Here is a 17001-nt window from a genome sequence, read left to right on the forward strand (position 1 = left end):
GTTCATGGGAGAGAAGCAGAACGGTCCGGACGACGAGTTCCGGACGTTCATCGTGGGGGCGTGGCCCTGGCTGCTGCGGACGGCGTACCTGCTGACCGGCGAGCAGCACGCCGCCGAGGACCTCGCGCAGTCCGCCGCCGAGCGGACCTGCGCGGCCTGGTCGAAGGTCCGCCGGGCCGACGACCCGCACAGCTACGTGCGCCGGATCATGGTCAACCAGCACGCCCGCCGCTGGCGCCGCCGGGCCCCCGAGGTCCTGGTGGAGGCGGTGCCGGACGCGGCCGGGTCCGAGGACGGGTACGCCAGGTCGGACCAGCGCCGGATGCTGATGGCGGCCCTCGCGGGGCTGCCCGCCCGGCAGCGGCAGGCCGTGGTGCTGCGGCACTGGGAGGACCTGAGCGACAGCCAGGCGGCCGCGGCGATGGGGTGCTCGGCCGGTGCCGTGCGCAGCCACGCCGCGAAGGGGATAGCCAGGCTGCGGGAGACCGCGGACCTGGGGGAACTGAAGGACATGACTCGGATCGGGGGTGCGGTGTGACCACGGGTGACGACGGAGCGCGGGGCAACGGCGAGATGTGGGTGGAGCTGGGCCTCGCGGGGGCCGCGGCGGAGGTGCGGATCGGGTCGGTCCCGGTCGCGGGCATCGAGGCCGGCGGGCGGCGGATCCGGCGCCGGCGGCGCACCGCGGTCGGCGCGCTGGCGCTGGCCTCGGTGGTGGTCCTGGGCGGCGGCACGGCGGCCGGGCTGCACGCCGGGACGGCCGGGGCCGGCACCGCGCGGGCGATCGGGCCGGCCGACGGCGGCGCGGGTGGCGGCAGCCTGGTCGGGGCCGGGGACGACGGCACCCCGGCCTCCCCGTCGGCGGCCGCCCGGGACCCGTTCGCGCCGGTCCGGGTGGTGATCGGGCAGGGCGTCGTCGACGGCAAGGAGTGGAAGCTCTGGGAGGCGCTCTGGCCGGTCGCCCCGCAGGAGCGGGCGTACGAGCAGGCGGTGGCGGTCTGGCAGGAGCGCAGCGCCGTCGACCCCTCGCTGGACAAGCCCACCGAGGCGTACGTCCAGCAGTACTGGCAGCCGAACGAGGACGTCGTCGACACCTACGCGACGCTGGACGGCGTCCGGCAGAAGTACGACGAGCAGGGCAGCTACCCGGCGCCCGGGCACCTGGAGCCGTGGATGGCGACCACCTTCAACGGCAACCTGATGGGTCCCCGGACCAAGGACGACCACTCCGGGCCGCTGCCGGTGACGCTCGCCGTGATGGCGTTCGGGCCCGACATCGCCAAGGTGGTGGTGACCTGGAGTGACGGCAGCGTGGTCGAGCCGCAGCTGGTCACCGTCGGGGACTCCCCGTACCGGCGGATCGTGGTGCCGGAGCAGGCCGGGAAGCGGGTGGTGTCCTGGCAGTTCTTCGACCGGAGCGGGGCCGAGGTGCCGAACGCGGGCGAGGAGATGCTCAAGTAGCTCTCAAGTAGGGGGTGCGGGGGCGAGGGCCCGACCCCACGGCTCGACGGCCGTGGGGTCGGGCCCCGGCCCGTTGTGGGGTGGTGGGGTGCGGGACTGGAATCGAACAAACGTTCTTTGTACTCTTCGGTGCGGAGTTTTCCACAGGCCGAGCCCGTCCGGGGCCGATTGTCGGTGGGACGCGCTAGCGTCGATGACGATGAAGCGCACAGGACAGAACCCGAGGGTGGAAGCCATGGCAGGAACGGATCGCGAGAAGGCCCTGGAGGCCGCACTCGCCCAGATCGAGCGGCAGTTCGGCAAGGGCTCGGTGATGCGGCTCGGTGAGAAGGCGAACGAGCCGGTCGAGGTGATCTCCACCGGATCCACCGCCCTCGACGTGGCGCTCGGCGTGGGCGGCATCCCGCGCGGCCGGGTGGTCGAGATCTACGGCCCCGAGTCCTCCGGCAAGACCACCCTGACCCTCCACCTGGCGGCCAACGCCCAGAAGGCCGGCGGCACCGTCGCCTTCGTCGACGCCGAGCACGCGCTCGACCCCGAGTACGCCAAGAAGCTCGGCGTGGACACCGACGCCCTGCTGGTCAGCCAGCCGGACACCGGCGAGCAGGCGCTCGAGATCACCGACATGCTGATCCGCTCCGGCGCGATCGACCTGGTGATCATCGACTCGGTGGCCGCGCTGGTGCCGCGCGCCGAGATCGAGGGCGAGATGGGCGACTCGCACGTCGGCCTCCAGGCCCGCCTGATGAGCCAGGCGCTGCGGAAGATCGCCGGTGCGCTGAACCAGTCGAACACCACCGCGATCTTCATCAACCAGCTGCGCGAGAAGATCGGCGTGATGTTCGGTTCGCCGGAGACCACCACCGGTGGCCGCGCGCTCAAGTTCTACGCCTCGGTCCGCCTCGACATCCGGCGCATCGAGACCCTGAAGGACGGCACCGAGGCGGTCGGCAACCGCACCCGCGTCAAGGTGGTCAAGAACAAGGTCGCCGCGCCGTTCAAGCAGGCCGAGTTCGACATCCTCTACGGCGTCGGCATCAGCCGCGAGGGCGGCCTGATCGACATGGGCGTCGAGCACGGCTTCATCCGGAAGTCCGGCGCCTGGTACACCTACGAGGGCGACCAGCTCGGCCAGGGCAAGGAGAACGCCCGCAACTTCCTGAAGGACAACCCGCAGCTGGCCGACGAGATCGAGGCCAAGATCAAGGGCAAGCTGGGCATCGGCCCGAAGCTCCCCGAGGCCGAGGGCGACGCCGCCCCCGCCGTGGAGATCCCGGCCGCGGCGGCCCCCGCGAAGGCCGCCGCCAAGAAGACGGCGGCCGCTGCCAAGAGCTGATCCGTTGACACGCCACCAGCACCACCACCCGGCACCGGGTCCGTCCGAGGACGGGCCCGGTGCGGGCGTTCCCGGGGACAACGCCGAGAGCAGTAGCGGATACGGCGAGAGCGGCAGCGGACGCGGGGACGGTGGTCGGTCCGGCGGCGGGGACGGGCCGCCGGACTGGTTCGCCGCCGTCGCGGAGGAGGAGACGTCGGACGGGCCGCCGGACTGGTTCGCGGCGGTGGCCGAGGAGCCGCCCGGCGCGGGGGCGGGCGGCGGCGGGGGCGGGACCGCGCAGGTGGCGGACCTGGGGGGTTGCCCGGGCTGGTGCGGGCGTCCGAGCTGGCCGGGGGCGGCGGCGACGGCGCAGTGCGCTGGGGGAGTTGCCGGTCGCGGAGCCGGTGGCGGCGGAGCGGCCGCGGACCCGGCGGCGGGCGAAGGCCGAGCGGGGAGAAGAAGAAGGGGAGGAAAGGGGCGAGCGGGAGCCGCGCCAGGGGCGGCGCGGGCGGGCTGCCGAGCCGGCGGGCGATCCGGCCGACCGGGCCCGGGACATCTGCCTGCGGCTGCTCACCGGAGCCGCCAAGTCCCGCAAGCAGCTGGCCGACGCGCTGCGCCGCAAGGAGATCCCGGACGAGGTCGCCGAGCAGGTGCTGGACCGGCTGGAGGAGGTCGGGCTGATCGACGACGCCGCCTTCGCCGAAGCCTGGGTGGAGTCCCGGCACGCGGTGCGCGGACTGTCCCGGCGGGCGCTGGCCCAGGAGTTGCGCACCAAGGGCGTCACCGGGGAGACCGCCGAGCGGGCCCTGCTCCAGGTGGACGCCGAGGACGAGTCGGAGGCCGCCCGGGCGCTGGTGGACCGGAAGTTGCGCTCCACCGCCGGGTTGGACCGGGACGTGCGGATCCGGCGGCTGGTCGGGGTGCTGGCCCGGCGCGGCTACGCCGAGGGCCTGGCGTTCCGGGTGGTGCGGGAGGCGCTGGCGGAAGAAGGGGTGGAGGAAGAAGGGATGGAGGAGCCGGACGACTGAGCGGGCGGAGGACTGAGCGGGCTGGCGAGTGAGCGGGCTGGCGAGTGAGCGGGTGGGCGGCTGGGCGCGGATGTCGGAACGGGCCGGGTGGTGGTGGGATTTGATGACTGGTGATCAGTTCATCGGAGTCAATTCTCGATCGCATCTTGACCGTTTCGTAACCTCGGCCTAGCCTCACACTCAGTGGTAGGACGATCGCGGAGGTCGCCTCAGCGGCAGCGTGAGCAGGACGGGGAGTGGCCGGATGGGCATCGCTCAGGGCACCGAAACGGGTTCCTCCCTGCTGCTGGCGGCCGGAGTGCTGATCGGCGCCCTGGTGCTGGTGCTGGCCGCCGGGTTCCTGATGCTCCGTCAGCGCCGGGCCGAACTCGACCGTCGCGAGGAGCGGTTGACCTCCGAACTCCACCGCCTGCACGTGCACGAGGACGAACTCGCCGCCCGCGCCGCCGACTCCGAGCGGGTCCGCGGCGAACTCGCCGACCAGGCCGCGGAGAACCGCCTGCTGCTGGAGCGCACCGCCGGGCTGACCGCCGTGCAGGCCCGCGAGGAGATCGTCCGGGCCGCCGAGTCGGAGGCCCGCCGGGAGGCCGCGCTGACCGTCCGGGAGATCGAACGGCGGGCCGTCACCGAGGGCGAGGGCCGGGCCCGGGAGATCATCGCCGCGTCCATCCAGCGGCTGGCCGCCGAGCACACCGCCGACACCGTGGTCACCACCCTGCGGCTGCCCAGCGAGGACATGAAGGGCCGGGTGATCGGGCGCGAGGGCCGCAACATCCGTGCCTTCGAGGCCGTCACCGGCGTCAACCTGATCGTCGACGACACTCCCGGACTGGTGCAGCTCTCCTGCTTCGACCCCGTCCGGCGGGAGAGCGCCCGGCTCACCCTGGAGGCGCTGCTGGTCGACGGGCGGATCCAGCCCGCGCGGATCGAGGAGGAGCACGAGCGCAGCCGGGCCGAGGTCGAGCGGCTGTGCGTCCGGGCCGGGGAGGACGCGCTGCTGACCGTCGGCATCGGCACGAGCGGCGAGATGTCGCCCGAACTGGTCCGCACCCTGGGGACGTTGCGCTACCGCACCTCGTACGGGCAGAACGTGCTCGGGCACCTGGTGGAGTCCGCGCACCTGGCCGGGATGATGGCCGCGGAACTCGGCGTCGACCCCGAGCCGGTGCGGCGGGCCGCGCTGCTGCACGACATCGGCAAGGCGCTCACCCACCGGGTGCCGGGCAGCCACGCCGCGATCGGTGCGGAGTTCGCCCGGCGGCACGGCGAGGCGGAGGAGGTCGTGCACGCGATAGCGGCGCACCACGGCGAGGTCGAGGCCAAGACCGTGGAGGCGGTGCTCACCCAGGCCGCCGACGCCTGCTCGGCCGGGCGGCCGGGCGCGCGCAAGGAGTCGGTGGAGGCGTACGTGCGCCGGCTGGAGCGGCTGGAGGAGATCGCCCGGGCGCACGAGGGCGTCACCAAGGTGTACGCGATGCAGGCCGGGCGGGAGGTCCGGGTGATGGTGCAGCCGGAGGCGGTGGACGACCTGCGGGCGCAGGAGATCGCCAAGGAGGTGGCCCGGCAGGTGCGGGAGGAGCTGACGTACCCGGGGCAGATCCGGATCACGGTGGTGCGGGAGTCGCGGGCGACGGAGGTTGCGCGGTAGGGGAGGTAGGGATCGGCAGGGGAGGGGCGCGCAGGGAGGGGCGCCCCGGGGCGGCAACTGGCTGTCGGGGGCGCGGTCTTGCGGGTGTGGGGGTGGTTGGGCGCGCAGTTCCTCGCGCCCCTACCGGGTCTTCTCTTGTTCCAGGCCCGGCTGGGGGGAGAGGGGGCGGTGAGGGCGTGGAGGGTTTCGGGGTGGAGGCCGGGGGTGGTGCCGAGGAGGTGGCCGTCGGGGCGGACCAGGAGGACGGTGTGGGGGGTGGCGCCGGGGTAGGTGTCGGTGACCAGGACTTCGGTGGGGACGGGGAGGGCGGCGGCGAGTTCGGCGAGGCGGGGCATCAGGCCGGCGCCGAGCCAGTGTTCGGCTGACCAGACGGTGGTGCCGGGGGCGACCAGGACCAGCAGGAAGGGGCCGCCGAGGCGGGCCCGGAGGGTGTCGGCGGTGCCGTCGGCGGTGACCACCGGGAGGTCGGGGACCAGGACGCCGGGGGCGGTGGCCGGGAGCTGTTCGGTCAGGGAGGTGCCGCGCTGGGCGCCGCGCTGTTCGGGGACCCGGGGGGCGACGCCGGAGGGGGCGGCCGGGTAGGCGGGGGCGCCGCCGAAGCGGCCGGTGCCGAGTTGGCCGTCGGCCAGGAGCGGGGCGTTCTTGCGGAAGGAGCCGGAGAGCAGCGAGCGGCGGGTCTCGGCCCAGCCGCGCAGCGGGCGCAGCAGCGGCATGCTCTGGTCGACGGCGCGCAGCCGGGCGCCGACCGCGCCGCGGCGTTCGGCCTCGTAGCCGTCGAGCAGGGCGCGGTCGGCGCGGTCACCGGTGGGGGGCAGGTGCCGGGCGAGGGCGAGCCGCCAGGAGAGGTTGTCGGCGTCGCGCAGGCCGTCGGCGAGGTTCTGCATGCCGAGGGCGCCGTGCAGGTGGGCGGCGTCGCCGGCCAGGAAGCAGCGGCCGGTGCGGAAGCGGCCGGCCAGGCGCTGCTGGTAGGTGTGGTCGGCGGCGGCGAGGAGTTGGTGGGGCGGGAGTTCGCCGCACCAGCCGGTCAGCGCGGAGGTGACCCGGGTGAGCAGGGTGTCGCCGGTGACGATGCCGGGCCAGGTGGCGTGCGGGTCGACGGGCTCGGTGGGCTGGGGGCGGCCGGGGGGCAGCCGCCAGTCGAGCCGCCAGAGGCCGTCGGGCAGCGGGCGGGCGGAGGCTTCGCGGTCGCCGCGCCACGGGGGTTCGCGGTGGATCCGGGCCTCGCCGGGGAAGGGCAGGTCGACCCGGACGGTGGCGACGGCGTGCCGGTCGACGGCGGGGCGGCCGGGGAAGCGGACCTTGAGCAGTTTGCGGACGGTGGAGCGGGCGCCGTCGCAGCCGACCAGGTGGCTGCCGCGCCACCAGGCGTCCTGGCCGGCGGAGGTGGTGCGGACCGTCACCCCGTCGTGGTCCTGGGCGAGTTCGACCACCTTGTGGCGGGGGAGCAGGTGGATCAGCGGGGTGGCGGCGACGGCGTCGCGCAGGCCGCGCTGGAGGCGGTGCTGGGCGAGGTGCAGGACGGGTTCGGCGTCCAGCGGCAGGCGCAGCACCTCGGCGCGGCGGCGCCAGATGGTGAAGGCGTCCCAGCGGGCGGCGTCGGAGACCACCCGGGTGTAGCCGATCCGGGCCAGGAAGGCGGTGGTGTCGCCGCCGAGCACGACGGTGCGGGGGCTCTCCGGGCTGACGCCGGGGCCCTCGTCCAGGACGGTGCTGGGGACGTCGTTGCGGGCCAGGGCGAGGGCCAGGGCGAGGCCGACCGGCCCGGCCCCGACGATGATCACCGCGTCCATGTCGGGGCCTTCGGGCGGGCGGCGGCGGCCGCCGGTGCGTCATATGCCGGGTGGGAGGTCCCAGGTGGTGTCACGAAGAGCAATGCAACAGATCACCTGGGTGTCCGTCAAGCAGCGGCTGCGCCGCGACGGGTCGCGCCGCGGCGGCCGCGGGACTCGATCCAGCGGGCCAGGCCGCTGAGGGCGAGGCACATGACGATGTAGATCGGGGTGATCACCAGGACGACCGGGATGTACGGGTAGCCGTCGGAGTTGGAGGCGATCAGCTTGCCCACGTACAGCAGCTCGGAGTACGTGATGATGTAGCCGAGCGAGGTGTCCTTGAGGGTGACGACCAGCTGGCCGATGATCGCGGGCAGCATCGTCCGGACCGCCTGCGGGACGAGCACCAGGCTCATCACCTGGGTCTTGCGCAGGCCCAGGGCGTGGGCGGCCTCGGCCTGGCCGCGCGGGACGGCGTTGATGCCGGAGCGGATGATCTCGGCCTGCACGGCGCCGTTGTACAGGGTCAGGCCGATGACCAGGCCCCACATCGGCTCGGCGGTGAACACCGCCTGGTACAGCGCGAAGATCATGATGACCAGCGGCATGGCCCGGAAGAACTGGACCACGACGGTGCACACCGCCCGCACCGGGCGGTGGTCGGACAGCCGTCCGACCGCGAGCAGGGAGCCGAGGACCAGCGAGCCGGCCGCGGCCAGCGCGAAGGTCTCCAGGGTGGCCAGCACGCCGTCGAGGATCCGCTGCTGGACGGCGGTGTACTGGAAGGCGTCCCACAGCGAGGCGTCGAACTGGCCCTGGTCGGCCAGGGTGGAGACGACCCACCAGAGCAGGGCGGCGATGCCGAGCGTGCCGAGCACGCCGGCCACCAGGTAGCGCCGCCGGGCCCGCGGGCCGGGGACGTCGTACAGGACGGAGGCGGTGCGGGTGCTCATCGGGCCACCGCCGTGCGCCGCTCCAGGGCGGAGAAGACCGCGCCGACCGCGAAGCTGATCACCAGGTAGGCCAGGGCGACCCAGAAGAAGATGGCGAAGATGGCGTAGCCCTTCTCGGTCAGGGTCTTCTGCACGCTGAACAGCTCGAACACGTTGAAGGCACCGCCGATGGCCGAGTTGCGGGGCAGGGCGATGAACACCGAGCCCATCGGCGCGAGCACCGAGCGGGCCGCCTGCGGCAGCACCACCAGGCCGAGGGTCTGGCCGAAGCCCATGCCCAGCGAGCGGGCGGCCTCGGCCTGGCCCAGCGGCACGGTGTTGATGCCCGCGCGCAGCACCTCGCAGACGAAGCTGCCGGTGTAGATGCTGAGCGCGGCCACCGCGGCGGTGAAGCTGCTGATGTGTACGTCCAGCCGCGGCAGCACGAAGGTCACCGCGAAGAACATCAGGGTCAGCGGGGTGTTGCGGAAGATCGTCACCCAGGCGGTGCCGAAGCCCCGCAGCACCGGGACCGGCGAGACGCGGAAGGCCGCCAGCATGAAGCCCAGCAGCAGGGCGAACAGGGCACTGAGCGCGCTCAGTTCGATCGTCCCCAGGAACCCGCGGACGAACAGCGAGAAGTTGCCGTCCTCGAACGGTATGCCCATGCCGGCGGCCCTCCTTTCTCGGTATCGGTCGGGACGGGCGTCAGGAGGCGGTGGTCGGGTCCAGCTCGGGGACCGCCGGGGCGGCGGAGCCGGACAGGCCCAGGGTGGCGTCGTACGCCTTCTTCCAGTCGCCGTTGTCCTCGTGCTTCTTGAGGGCGTCGTTGATCGCCTTCTGCAGCACCGCGTCGCCCTTCTTCAGGCCGATGCCGTAGCGCTCCTTGGAGAACGGCTCGCCGACGACCTTGAGCTTGCCCTGGTTCTTCGCGGCGTAGCCCTTGAGGATCGCGTCGTCGGTGGTGACCGCGTCGACCTCCTTGGTGAGCAGCTTCTCCACGCAGAGCGAGTAGCTGTCGAAGGTGGTGACCTTGGCGTTGTAGGTCTTGATGTTGTCGACCGAGGTGGACCCGGTGACGGTGCAGACGGCCTTGCCCTCGGTGGACTTCGCGTCCGTGATGGCGGTGTTGTCCTTGTTCACCAGCAGCGACTGGCCGGCGATGTAGTACGGGCCGGCGAAGTCGATCTGCTTCTTGCGGTTGTCGTTGATCGAGTAGGTGCCGACGTAGTAGTCGATCTGGTCACCGGCGATCGAGGTCTCGCGGGCGCTGGAGTTGATGGTGGTGAACTGGATCTGGTCCGGGGAGAAGCCGAGGTCGGCGGCGACCATCTTGGCGATCTCGATGTCGAAGCCGTTGCGCTTGCCGGTCTGCACGTCCTCGAAGCCGAGGAACGGCTGGTCCGACTTGGCGCCGATGCGGAGCTTGCCGGCGGCCTTGGCCTTGGTCCACACCGGCGAGCCGTCCAGCTTGGCGTCGGCGTTCACCTGGTAGGTGGGCAGCTGCGGGGCGGCGGAGCCGCCCTTGTTGCTGTCCGAGTTCGGCGTTCCGTCCTTGCCGCAGGCCGCGACCGCGGTCAGGGCGAGCACGGACAGGGCGGCGGCTACGGTACGACGGGCCTTCATGCGGTCGTTCTTCTCCTCGGTAGGGGCCATCGCTGGCTCCGGGCAAATTGCGAACTGACGCTAGAACAATGGCTGGCTCAGTGGTGCAGGATCTTCGAAAGGAAGTCCTTGGCGCGGTCGCTGCGCGGCGCCGTGAAGAACGCCTCGGGGGTGTTCTGTTCGACGATCCGGCCGTCCGCCATGAACAGGACGCGGTTGGCGGCCGAGCGCGCGAAGCCCATCTCGTGGGTGACCACCACCATGGTCATGCCCTTGGCGGCGAGCGAACGCATCACCTCCAGCACCTCGTTGACCATCTCCGGGTCGAGGGCCGAGGTGGGCTCGTCGAACAGCATCACCTTGGGGTTCATCGCCAGCGCGCGGGCGATCGCCACCCGCTGCTGCTGGCCGCCGGACAGCTGGGCGGGGAACTTGTCGGCCTGCGCGCCGACGCCGACCCGCTCCAGCAGTTCGCGGGCGGTCTTCTCGGCCTCGGCCTTCGGCACCCGGCCGACCTTCACCTGGGCCAGCACCACGTTCTGCAGCACGGTCTTGTGCGCGAACAGGTTGAAGGACTGGAACACCATGCCGACCTGGGAGCGCAGCCGGGCCAGTTCGCGGCCCTCGGCGGGCAGCGGGCGGCCGTCCACCTCGATGGTGCCGGAGTCGATGGTCTCCAGCCGGTTGATGGTGCGGCACAGCGTGGACTTGCCGGAGCCGGACGGGCCGATCAGCACCACGACCTCGCCCTGGGCGATGTCCAGGTCGATGTCCTGCAGTACGTGCAGCGCGCCGAAGTGCTTGTTCACCCCGCGCAGCGACACCAGCGGGGCGGCCCCGCCGTCCTCGGGCTCGCGCAGGTCGGCACTGTTCTCGGTCATCGCGGCTCGCTCCCTCGTCCTGCCAACCCGGGCCAACGCGCTGGGGCCGCAGAGCCGGTGATGGTCCGTCTGATGTCCGGGGGCCGGAGCCGGCGGAGCCCACGGCCCCCGGACTGGGGTGACTTTAGGCAGGTACACGACTCCTCGTCAGCCGATCTGAGCTGAACTTGAGGATCACGGTTCGGCTACGCCGGGTAGTCGACGGGTAGCGGATACCGGCTGGGTAACGGACCGGGCAACCCGGTTGACCGGGTGACGCCGGATGGGCATGGATGCCAGGATGGCCCGGATCCGCCACCGGCCGAGCCATGACAACGCCGGACCGCGAACCGCGCCACCGCGCGGCCCGCGGGCCCGGGGGCCTCCGCACCGGCCCGGACGCGCGGACCGAAACAGAGCGAACAGACCGAAACAGACCGAACGAACGCCGGAAGGGGAACCCGATGCGCCTGCTCCTGGTCGAGGACGACGACCGCGTGGCCGCCGCCCTGGTCGCGGTGCTCGGCCGGCACGGCTTCCAGGTCCGGCACGCCCGCAGCGGCCACGAGGCGCTGGACGCGCTCGTCCCGGACGGCAGCGACCCCTACCGGGTGGTGCTGCTCGACCTCGGCCTGCCCGACCGGGACGGCTTCGAGGTGTGCAGCCGGATCCGGGCCGGCAGCGGCGTCCCGGTCATCATGGTGACCGCGCGGGCCGACATCCGCTCCCGGATCCACGGCCTCAACCTGGGCGCCGACGACTACGTGGTCAAGCCCTACGACATGGGCGAACTGCTGGCCCGGATCCACGCCGTGGCCCGCCGCGGCACCCCCCGCGGCGCCGAGGAGAGCGGCCCCGAGCCGTCCGGCCCGCTGGCCTCCCGCGGCGTCGAGATCGACCGCGAGCGCCGCCGGGTCTCGGTCGAGGGCCGCGACGTCCCGCTCACCCGCAAGGAGTTCGACCTGCTGGCGCTGCTCGCCCAGAGCCCCGGCGTGGTCTACCGCCGGGAGCAGATCTTCAGCGAGGTCTGGCGCTCCGGCTGGGAGGGCAACGGCCGCACCCTGGAGGTGCACATCGGCTCGCTGCGCACCAAGCTCGGCCTGCCCGGCCTGGTCGAGGCCGTCCGCGGCGTCGGCTACCGGCTGATCCCCGACCAGCCGGACCAGCCGGACCAGCCGGACCAGCCCGACCCGTCCGACCCGTCCGACGGCGGCCCCGGCACCGCCCCCGGCGACGGCCCGGCGGAGCGCTGACCGCACGTGCGCAACCGCCTGCTCGGCATCCTGATCGCCCTGATGGCCTGCGTGCTGGCCGCGCTCGGGGTGCCCCTGGCCTACCTGATCGCCGCCTCCGAGCAGTCGAAGGTGGTCGTCGACCGGATCGACGACGCCGCCCGCTTCGCCCAGGACCTGCCCACCCAGGGCCGCCTCACCACCGCCGTCAAGGGCGACCCGGAACCCGGCCCCGGCGACGTCGGCCGGTTGCACGCCCTCACCACCGAGGCCGAGCGCTACCACGAGCTGTACGGCGCCCGGATCGGCCTGTTCCAGCGCGACGGCAGCGCCATCGCGGTCTCCCCGGCCGGCTGGCGGCCCCCCGCCGCCGGCCCCGGCCAGCAGGCGTACCACGAGGCGCTGGCCGGCCGCCGCAGCCACAACCCGCCGCAGGTCTGGCCGTGGACCCCCGACCGCACCCTGGCCGTCGCCCTGCCGGTGGTCCGCGACGGCGACGTGATCGCCGTGGTGCTCACCGAATCGCCCACCGGCGGCCTGCGCTCGCGGATCCTGCACCGCTGGATGGTGCTGGCCGGCGGCGAGGCGCTCGCCATGATCGTCGCCATCCTGCTCGCCGTCCGGCTCACCGGCTGGGTGCTGCGCCCCGTCCGCACCCTGGACCGGGCCACCCACGACATCGCCACCGGCCGGCTCGGAGCCCGGGTCGCCCCCAGCGGCGGGCCGCCCGAACTGCGGCGGCTGGCCCGCTCGTTCAACGACATGGCGGACCACGTGGTGCTCGCCATCGACCAGCAGCGGGCGTTCGTCGCCGACGCCTCGCACCAGCTGCGCAACCCGCTGGCCGCGCTGCTGCTCCGGGTCGAGCTGATCGGCCTCGACCTGCCCGAGGGCCACGAGGAGGAGCTCGTCGCGGTCCGCGAGGAGGGCGCCCGGCTGGCCCGGGTGCTGGACGACCTGCTGGGCCTGGCCACCGCCGAGGGCTCCCGGCCCGAGCCCGAACCGGTCGACCTGGTCGACCTGGTCCGCACCCGGGCCGACGCCTGGCGCCCGCTCGCCGGGCAGCGCGGCGTCGCCCTGCACTGGGAGGGCCCGCCGATGGCGCACGCCTGGGCCGACCCGATCGGCTTCGGCAGCGCGCTGGACGCCGTCCTGGACAACGCGCTGAAGTTCACCCCGGCCGGCGGCGAGGTCCGGGTCGGCCTGCTGATCGGAAAGGACGAGGTCACCGCCACCGTCACCGACGCCGGACCGGGCCTCACCGAGGAGGAGCTGGCCCGGGTCGGCGACCGGTTCTGGCGCTCCTCCCGGCACCAGAACATCGACGGCTCCGGCCTCGGCCTGTCCATCGCCCGCACCCTGCTGCTGGCCGGCGGCGGCGGCCTGGACTTCGCGCCCGCCGAGCCGAACGGCCTGACCGTGCGGCTCAGCGTGCCCCGGCGCCGGGGGCGGCGCTGAGCCGGGCCCGGGGTCGCAGGACCCGGGGGCTCAGGGCTTGACGGACAGGTAGTAGCGCTTGGCGCCGTCGTGCAGCGGCAGCGGGTCGGTGTACACGGCGGTGCGCAGGTCCACCAGCTGGGCGGCGTGCACCTGGCGGCCGATGTCGTCCCGGCTGTCGATCACCGCCCGGGTCAGCGCCTCCACCAGCGCCGGGTCCACGTCGGCCCGGGTCACCAGCAGGTTCGGCACCGCCACCGTCGGCACCGGCGTCCGCTCCGGCTCCACGTTCGGGTAGGCGTCCGCGGGGATGGTCGCCGCCCGGTACGCGTCCATCCCCGGCCCGGCCAGCCGGTGCAGCGGGTCGGACAGGTCGCCCATCGGCACGATCCGGATCGGGACGTGCTCCGACAGGTTGGACAGCGCCGTGGTCGGCAGGCCGCCCGACCAGAAGAACGCGTCCAGCTCCTTGCGCTGCAGCCCGTCCGCCGCCTGGACGACGCTGACCGGCGCCGGCCGCACGTCCCTGTCCGGGTCCAGGCCGGCCGCCTCCAGTAGCCGCCGGGTCACCAGGTTCACTCCCGACTTGGCCTGCCCCACCCCGACCCGCAGCCCGCGCAGGTCCGCCACCGAGTGCACCGGCGAGCCGGCCGGCACCACCAGCTGCATGTAGTCGTCGTACAGCCGGGCGATCGCCCGCAGCTTCGGCTTCCCCGGGTTGTCGAAGGTCGCCACCGCGTCCGCCGTGGCCACCGCGAAGTCGTCCCGGCCCGAGACCAGCCGCTCCAGGTTGTCCAGCGAGCCCTCGGAGTTGTCCAGCTGGACCTTCAGCCCCGGCATGTGGTCGCCCAGGTACTGCTGCAGCAGCACCCCGTACCGGTCGTACACCCCGCCGTCCACCCCGGTGGCGAACGCCACCCGCCCGTGCGGGCCCGACGAGGACCGGGCCGAGGACACCCACCAGCCGCCCATGCCCCCCGCCACCAGCAGCAGCACCACGGCGATCCGCAGCAGCCGGCCGCGCAGGACGGAACGCGCCGCGGAGCGCAGCCCGGCGGCGGGGCGGGAGAGGAGGTTCGCAGCAGCCATGCCGTGGATACTGCCAGCCCCCACCGCCCGGCGGGAGGCCCTTCCCGCTGCCCGTACCCTTGGCTCTGTGGGTATGGAGGAGAGCTTGCGAACTTACAAGGTCGTCACGTACGGCTGCCAGATGAACGTCCACGACTCCGAGCGCCTGTCCGGGCTGCTGGAGGAGGCCGGCTACGCCAAGGCCGACGGCGACGGCGATCCCGACCTGGTGGTCTTCAACACCTGCGCGGTCCGCGAGAACGCCGACAACAAGCTGTACGGCAACCTCGGCCGGCTCGCCCCCGCCAAGCAGGCCAACCGCGGCATGCAGATCGCCGTCGGCGGCTGCCTCGCCCAGAAGGACCGCGAGACCATCGTCCGCAAGGCCCCCTGGGTCGACGTCGTCTTCGGCACCCACAACATCGGCCACCTGCCCGCGCTGCTGGAGCGCGCCGCCGTCGAGCGCAAGGCCCAGGTCGAGATCCTCGAGTCGCTGGAGACCTTCCCCTCCACCCTGCCCACCCGGCGCGAGTCCGCGTACGCGGCCTGGGTCGCCATCTCGGTCGGCTGCAACAACACCTGCACCTTCTGCATCGTCCCCGCCCTGCGCGGCAAGGAGGAGGACCGCCGCCCCGGCGACATCCTCGCCGAGGTCGAGGCACTGGTCGCCGAGGGCGTCGTCGAGGTCACCCTGCTCGGGCAGAACGTCAACGCGTACGGCTCCGACCTGGGCGACCGGCAGGCGTTCTCCAAGCTGCTGCGGGCGTGCGGGGAGATCGAGGGCCTGGAGCGGGTCCGCTTCACCTCGCCGCACCCGAAGGACTTCACCGACGACGTGATCGCCGCGATGGCCGAGACCCCCAACGTGATGCACCAGCTGCACATGCCGCTGCAGTCCGGCTCCGACACCGTGCTGCGCGCCATGCGGCGCTCCTACCGGCAGGAGCGCTTCCTCGGCATCATCGAGAAGGTCCGGGCCGCGATGCCGGACGCCGCGATCTCCACCGACATCATCGTCGGCTTCCCGGGCGAGACCGACGAGGACTTCGAGCAGACCCTGCACGTGGTCCGCGAGGCCCGGTTCGCCAACGCCTTCACCTTCCAGTACTCCAAGCGGCCGGGGACGCCGGCCGCCGAGATGGCCGACCAGGTGCCCAAGGCCGTGGTGCAGGAGCGCTACGACCGGCTGATCGCCCTCCAGGAGGAGATCTCCTGGGAGGAGAACAAGAAGCAGGTCGGCCGCAAGCTGGAGATCCTGGTCGCCGAGGGCGAGGGCAAGAAGGACGACCGCACCGACCGGCTCTCCGGGCGCGCCCCCGACAACCGGCTGGTGCACTTCTCCCGGCCGGAGGGCGGCGTCCGCCCCGGCGACATGGTCACCGTCGAGATCACCTACGCCGCCCCGCACCACCTCCTCGCGGAGGGGCCCGTGCTCGGCGTGCGCCGCACCCGGGCGGGCGACGCGTGGGAGAAGCGGCAGGCGGCGCCGGCGGCGAAGCCCGCGGGCGTGATGCTGGGGCTGCCGACGATCGGGGTTCCGGTGCGGACGGAGGCTGCGGCGGCGGGTGGCTGCGGCTGCGAGTAGTCGCTGCGCGGGCGGGATGGTGCGAGATCGGGGGCGCGGGGAACTGCGCGCAGCGGAGGAGCACGTCAGCGAGATCGCGGGATAGTGCAAGTGGTTGTCCTGCGAGGCGATCTGGCTGTGGGTGCTCGGTTGGCCGCGCAGTTCCCCGCGCCCCCGGTTTCGCTCGAGTGGGCCTGCTGCAGTCCTCCCCGCGCCCCTGTTTTCGCTCGGGTGGGCCTGTAGCAGTTCCCCGCGCCCCCGGTTTCGCTCGGGTGGGCCTGCTGCAGTCCTCACCGCGCCCCTGGTTTCGCAGGGGCTGGCGCAGCGGGTCTCTCTGCGTCGCTGCTTTTGGGGCGGGGGCTCCGCGTAGAGTGATCGGCATGCTTGTTGCCGCCGCTGTGTGCCCGTGTCCGCCGTTGCTCGTGCCGGAGGTGGCGGTGGGGGCCGCCGGTGAGGTGGCGGGGTTGCGGGAGGCGTGTCTGGCGGCGGTGGGGGAGCTGGCCGGGGTCGATCTGGTGGTGGTGGTCGGGACCGGGGAGCGGGCCGGGGTGTGGACGGAGGGCGGGGCGGGGTCGTTCCGTCGGTACGGGGTGGCGAAGGCGGTGCGGTTGCCGTCGGGCGGGGTGGCGGGGCCGGAGTTGTCGCCCGCGTTGACGGTGGGGGCGTGGCTGTTGGAGGAGGCGGGCGTGCGGGTGCCGGCGCACGCGGTCGCGGTGCGGCCGGACACGGCGCCGGAGCGGCTGCTGGGGCTGGGTCGGGGGCTGGCCGAACTCGCGGACCGGGTGGGGCTGTTGGTGCTCGGTGACGGCAGTGCCCGGCGTTCGGTGAAGGCGCCCGGGTACCTGGACGAGCGGGCCGAGGGCCACGACCGGGCGGTGGCGCTCGCGCTGGCGGGGGCGGACGCGGCGGCGCTGGCCGGGTTGGACGCGGGGCTGTCGGCGGAGTTGATGGCCGAGGGGCGTGCCCCGTGGCAGGTGCTGGCGGGCGCCGCGGAGGGCGCCGCGCTCGGCGGTGAACTGCGCTACGAGGACGCCCCGTACGGCGTCGGCTACCTGGTGGCCTCCTGGCGCTGAGCG

14 protein-coding genes and 1 pseudogene are annotated in these 17001 nt (G+C 73.4%); 9 read left to right on the forward strand and 6 right to left on the reverse strand.

The annotated features are described in order from the left end of the window. Positions 1 to 4: 4 nt before the first annotated feature. The 5 genes from OU787_RS23005 (at position 5) to rny (ending at position 5455) form a co-directional block, all read left to right on the forward strand. Positions 5 to 538 (forward strand): SigE family RNA polymerase sigma factor, encoded by a 534-nt coding sequence (locus tag OU787_RS23005; protein ID WP_030457971.1) that lies wholly within the window; start codon positions 5 to 7, stop codon positions 536 to 538. Further along, a complete protein-coding gene (locus tag OU787_RS23010) occupies positions 535 to 1461 on the forward strand; it encodes a hypothetical protein (protein WP_268660420.1) in 927 nt (308 codons plus the stop codon). Before OU787_RS23005 ends, OU787_RS23010 begins: the two co-directional genes overlap by 4 nt. Positions 1462 to 1696: 235 nt before the next feature. Next, a complete protein-coding gene (recA, locus tag OU787_RS23015) occupies positions 1697 to 2797 on the forward strand; it encodes a recombinase RecA (protein ID WP_030457973.1) in 1101 nt (366 codons plus the stop codon). Positions 2798 to 3165: 368 nt separating this feature from the next. Beyond that, positions 3166 to 3807: a regulatory protein RecX gene (locus tag OU787_RS23020; protein ID WP_268660421.1), complete on the forward strand. Its 642-nt coding sequence runs from the start codon at positions 3166 to 3168 to the stop codon at positions 3805 to 3807. A 244-nt stretch (positions 3808 to 4051) separates the two neighbouring features. Further along, positions 4052 to 5455: a ribonuclease Y gene (rny, locus tag OU787_RS23025; protein WP_030457975.1), complete on the forward strand. Its 1404-nt coding sequence runs from the start codon at positions 4052 to 4054 to the stop codon at positions 5453 to 5455. Between the two features lie 113 nt (positions 5456 to 5568). Here rny and OU787_RS34860 read toward each other — a convergent pair. The 5 genes and pseudogenes from OU787_RS34860 to OU787_RS23050 form a co-directional block, all read right to left on the reverse strand. Continuing rightward, positions 5569 to 7245, reverse strand: a pseudogene (locus OU787_RS34860) (FAD-dependent monooxygenase); the annotation flags it as partial. A gap of 107 nt (positions 7246 to 7352) precedes the next feature. After that, a complete protein-coding gene (locus OU787_RS23035) occupies positions 7353 to 8180 on the reverse strand; it encodes an amino acid ABC transporter permease (protein ID WP_268660422.1) in 828 nt (275 codons plus the stop codon). Continuing rightward, positions 8177 to 8827 (reverse strand): amino acid ABC transporter permease, encoded by a 651-nt coding sequence (locus OU787_RS23040; RefSeq protein WP_268660423.1) that lies wholly within the window; start codon positions 8825 to 8827, stop codon positions 8177 to 8179. Before OU787_RS23040 ends, OU787_RS23035 begins: the two co-directional genes overlap by 4 nt. A 40-nt stretch (positions 8828 to 8867) precedes the next feature. Then, positions 8868 to 9785, reverse strand: coding sequence for a glutamate ABC transporter substrate-binding protein (locus OU787_RS23045; protein WP_030457979.1), 918 nt, complete (start codon positions 9783 to 9785; stop codon positions 8868 to 8870). A 77-nt stretch (positions 9786 to 9862) separates the two neighbouring features. Then, positions 9863 to 10645 (reverse strand): amino acid ABC transporter ATP-binding protein, encoded by a 783-nt coding sequence (locus OU787_RS23050; RefSeq protein WP_030457980.1) that lies wholly within the window; start codon positions 10643 to 10645, stop codon positions 9863 to 9865. 443 nt (positions 10646 to 11088) lie between these two features. Here OU787_RS23050 and OU787_RS23055 point away from each other — a divergent pair, with 443 nt between their 5' ends. Together OU787_RS23055 and OU787_RS23060 are read left to right on the forward strand one after the other, a co-directional pair. Next, complete coding sequence (locus OU787_RS23055) at positions 11089 to 11877, forward strand: response regulator transcription factor (protein ID WP_268660424.1); 789 nt, start codon at positions 11089 to 11091, stop codon at positions 11875 to 11877. A gap of 6 nt (positions 11878 to 11883) precedes the next feature. Further along, a complete protein-coding gene (locus OU787_RS23060) occupies positions 11884 to 13314 on the forward strand; it encodes a sensor histidine kinase (RefSeq protein ID WP_030457982.1) in 1431 nt (476 codons plus the stop codon). A 30-nt stretch (positions 13315 to 13344) separates the two neighbouring features. Here the strand turns inward: OU787_RS23060 and OU787_RS23065 are convergent, their stop codons facing one another. After that, positions 13345 to 14382: a TAXI family TRAP transporter solute-binding subunit gene (locus OU787_RS23065; protein WP_268660425.1), complete on the reverse strand. Its 1038-nt coding sequence runs from the start codon at positions 14380 to 14382 to the stop codon at positions 13345 to 13347. Positions 14383 to 14455: 73 nt separating this feature from the next. Between OU787_RS23065 and miaB the strand changes: the two genes are divergently transcribed. Together miaB and OU787_RS23075 are read left to right on the forward strand one after the other, a co-directional pair. After that, a complete protein-coding gene (gene miaB, locus OU787_RS23070; protein WP_030457984.1) occupies positions 14456 to 15946 on the forward strand; it encodes a tRNA (N6-isopentenyl adenosine(37)-C2)-methylthiotransferase MiaB in 1491 nt (496 codons plus the stop codon). 359 nt (positions 15947 to 16305) lie between these two features. Then, entirely contained in the window at positions 16306 to 16998 is a 693-nt protein-coding gene (locus tag OU787_RS23075) for a hypothetical protein (RefSeq protein WP_030457985.1), read from the forward strand. Positions 16999 to 17001 lie beyond the last annotated feature (3 nt).

The sequence above is a fragment of the Kitasatospora sp. YST-16 genome (genome assembly GCF_026802215.1).
GTDB lineage: Bacteria > Actinomycetota > Actinomycetes > Streptomycetales > Streptomycetaceae > Kitasatospora > Kitasatospora cineracea.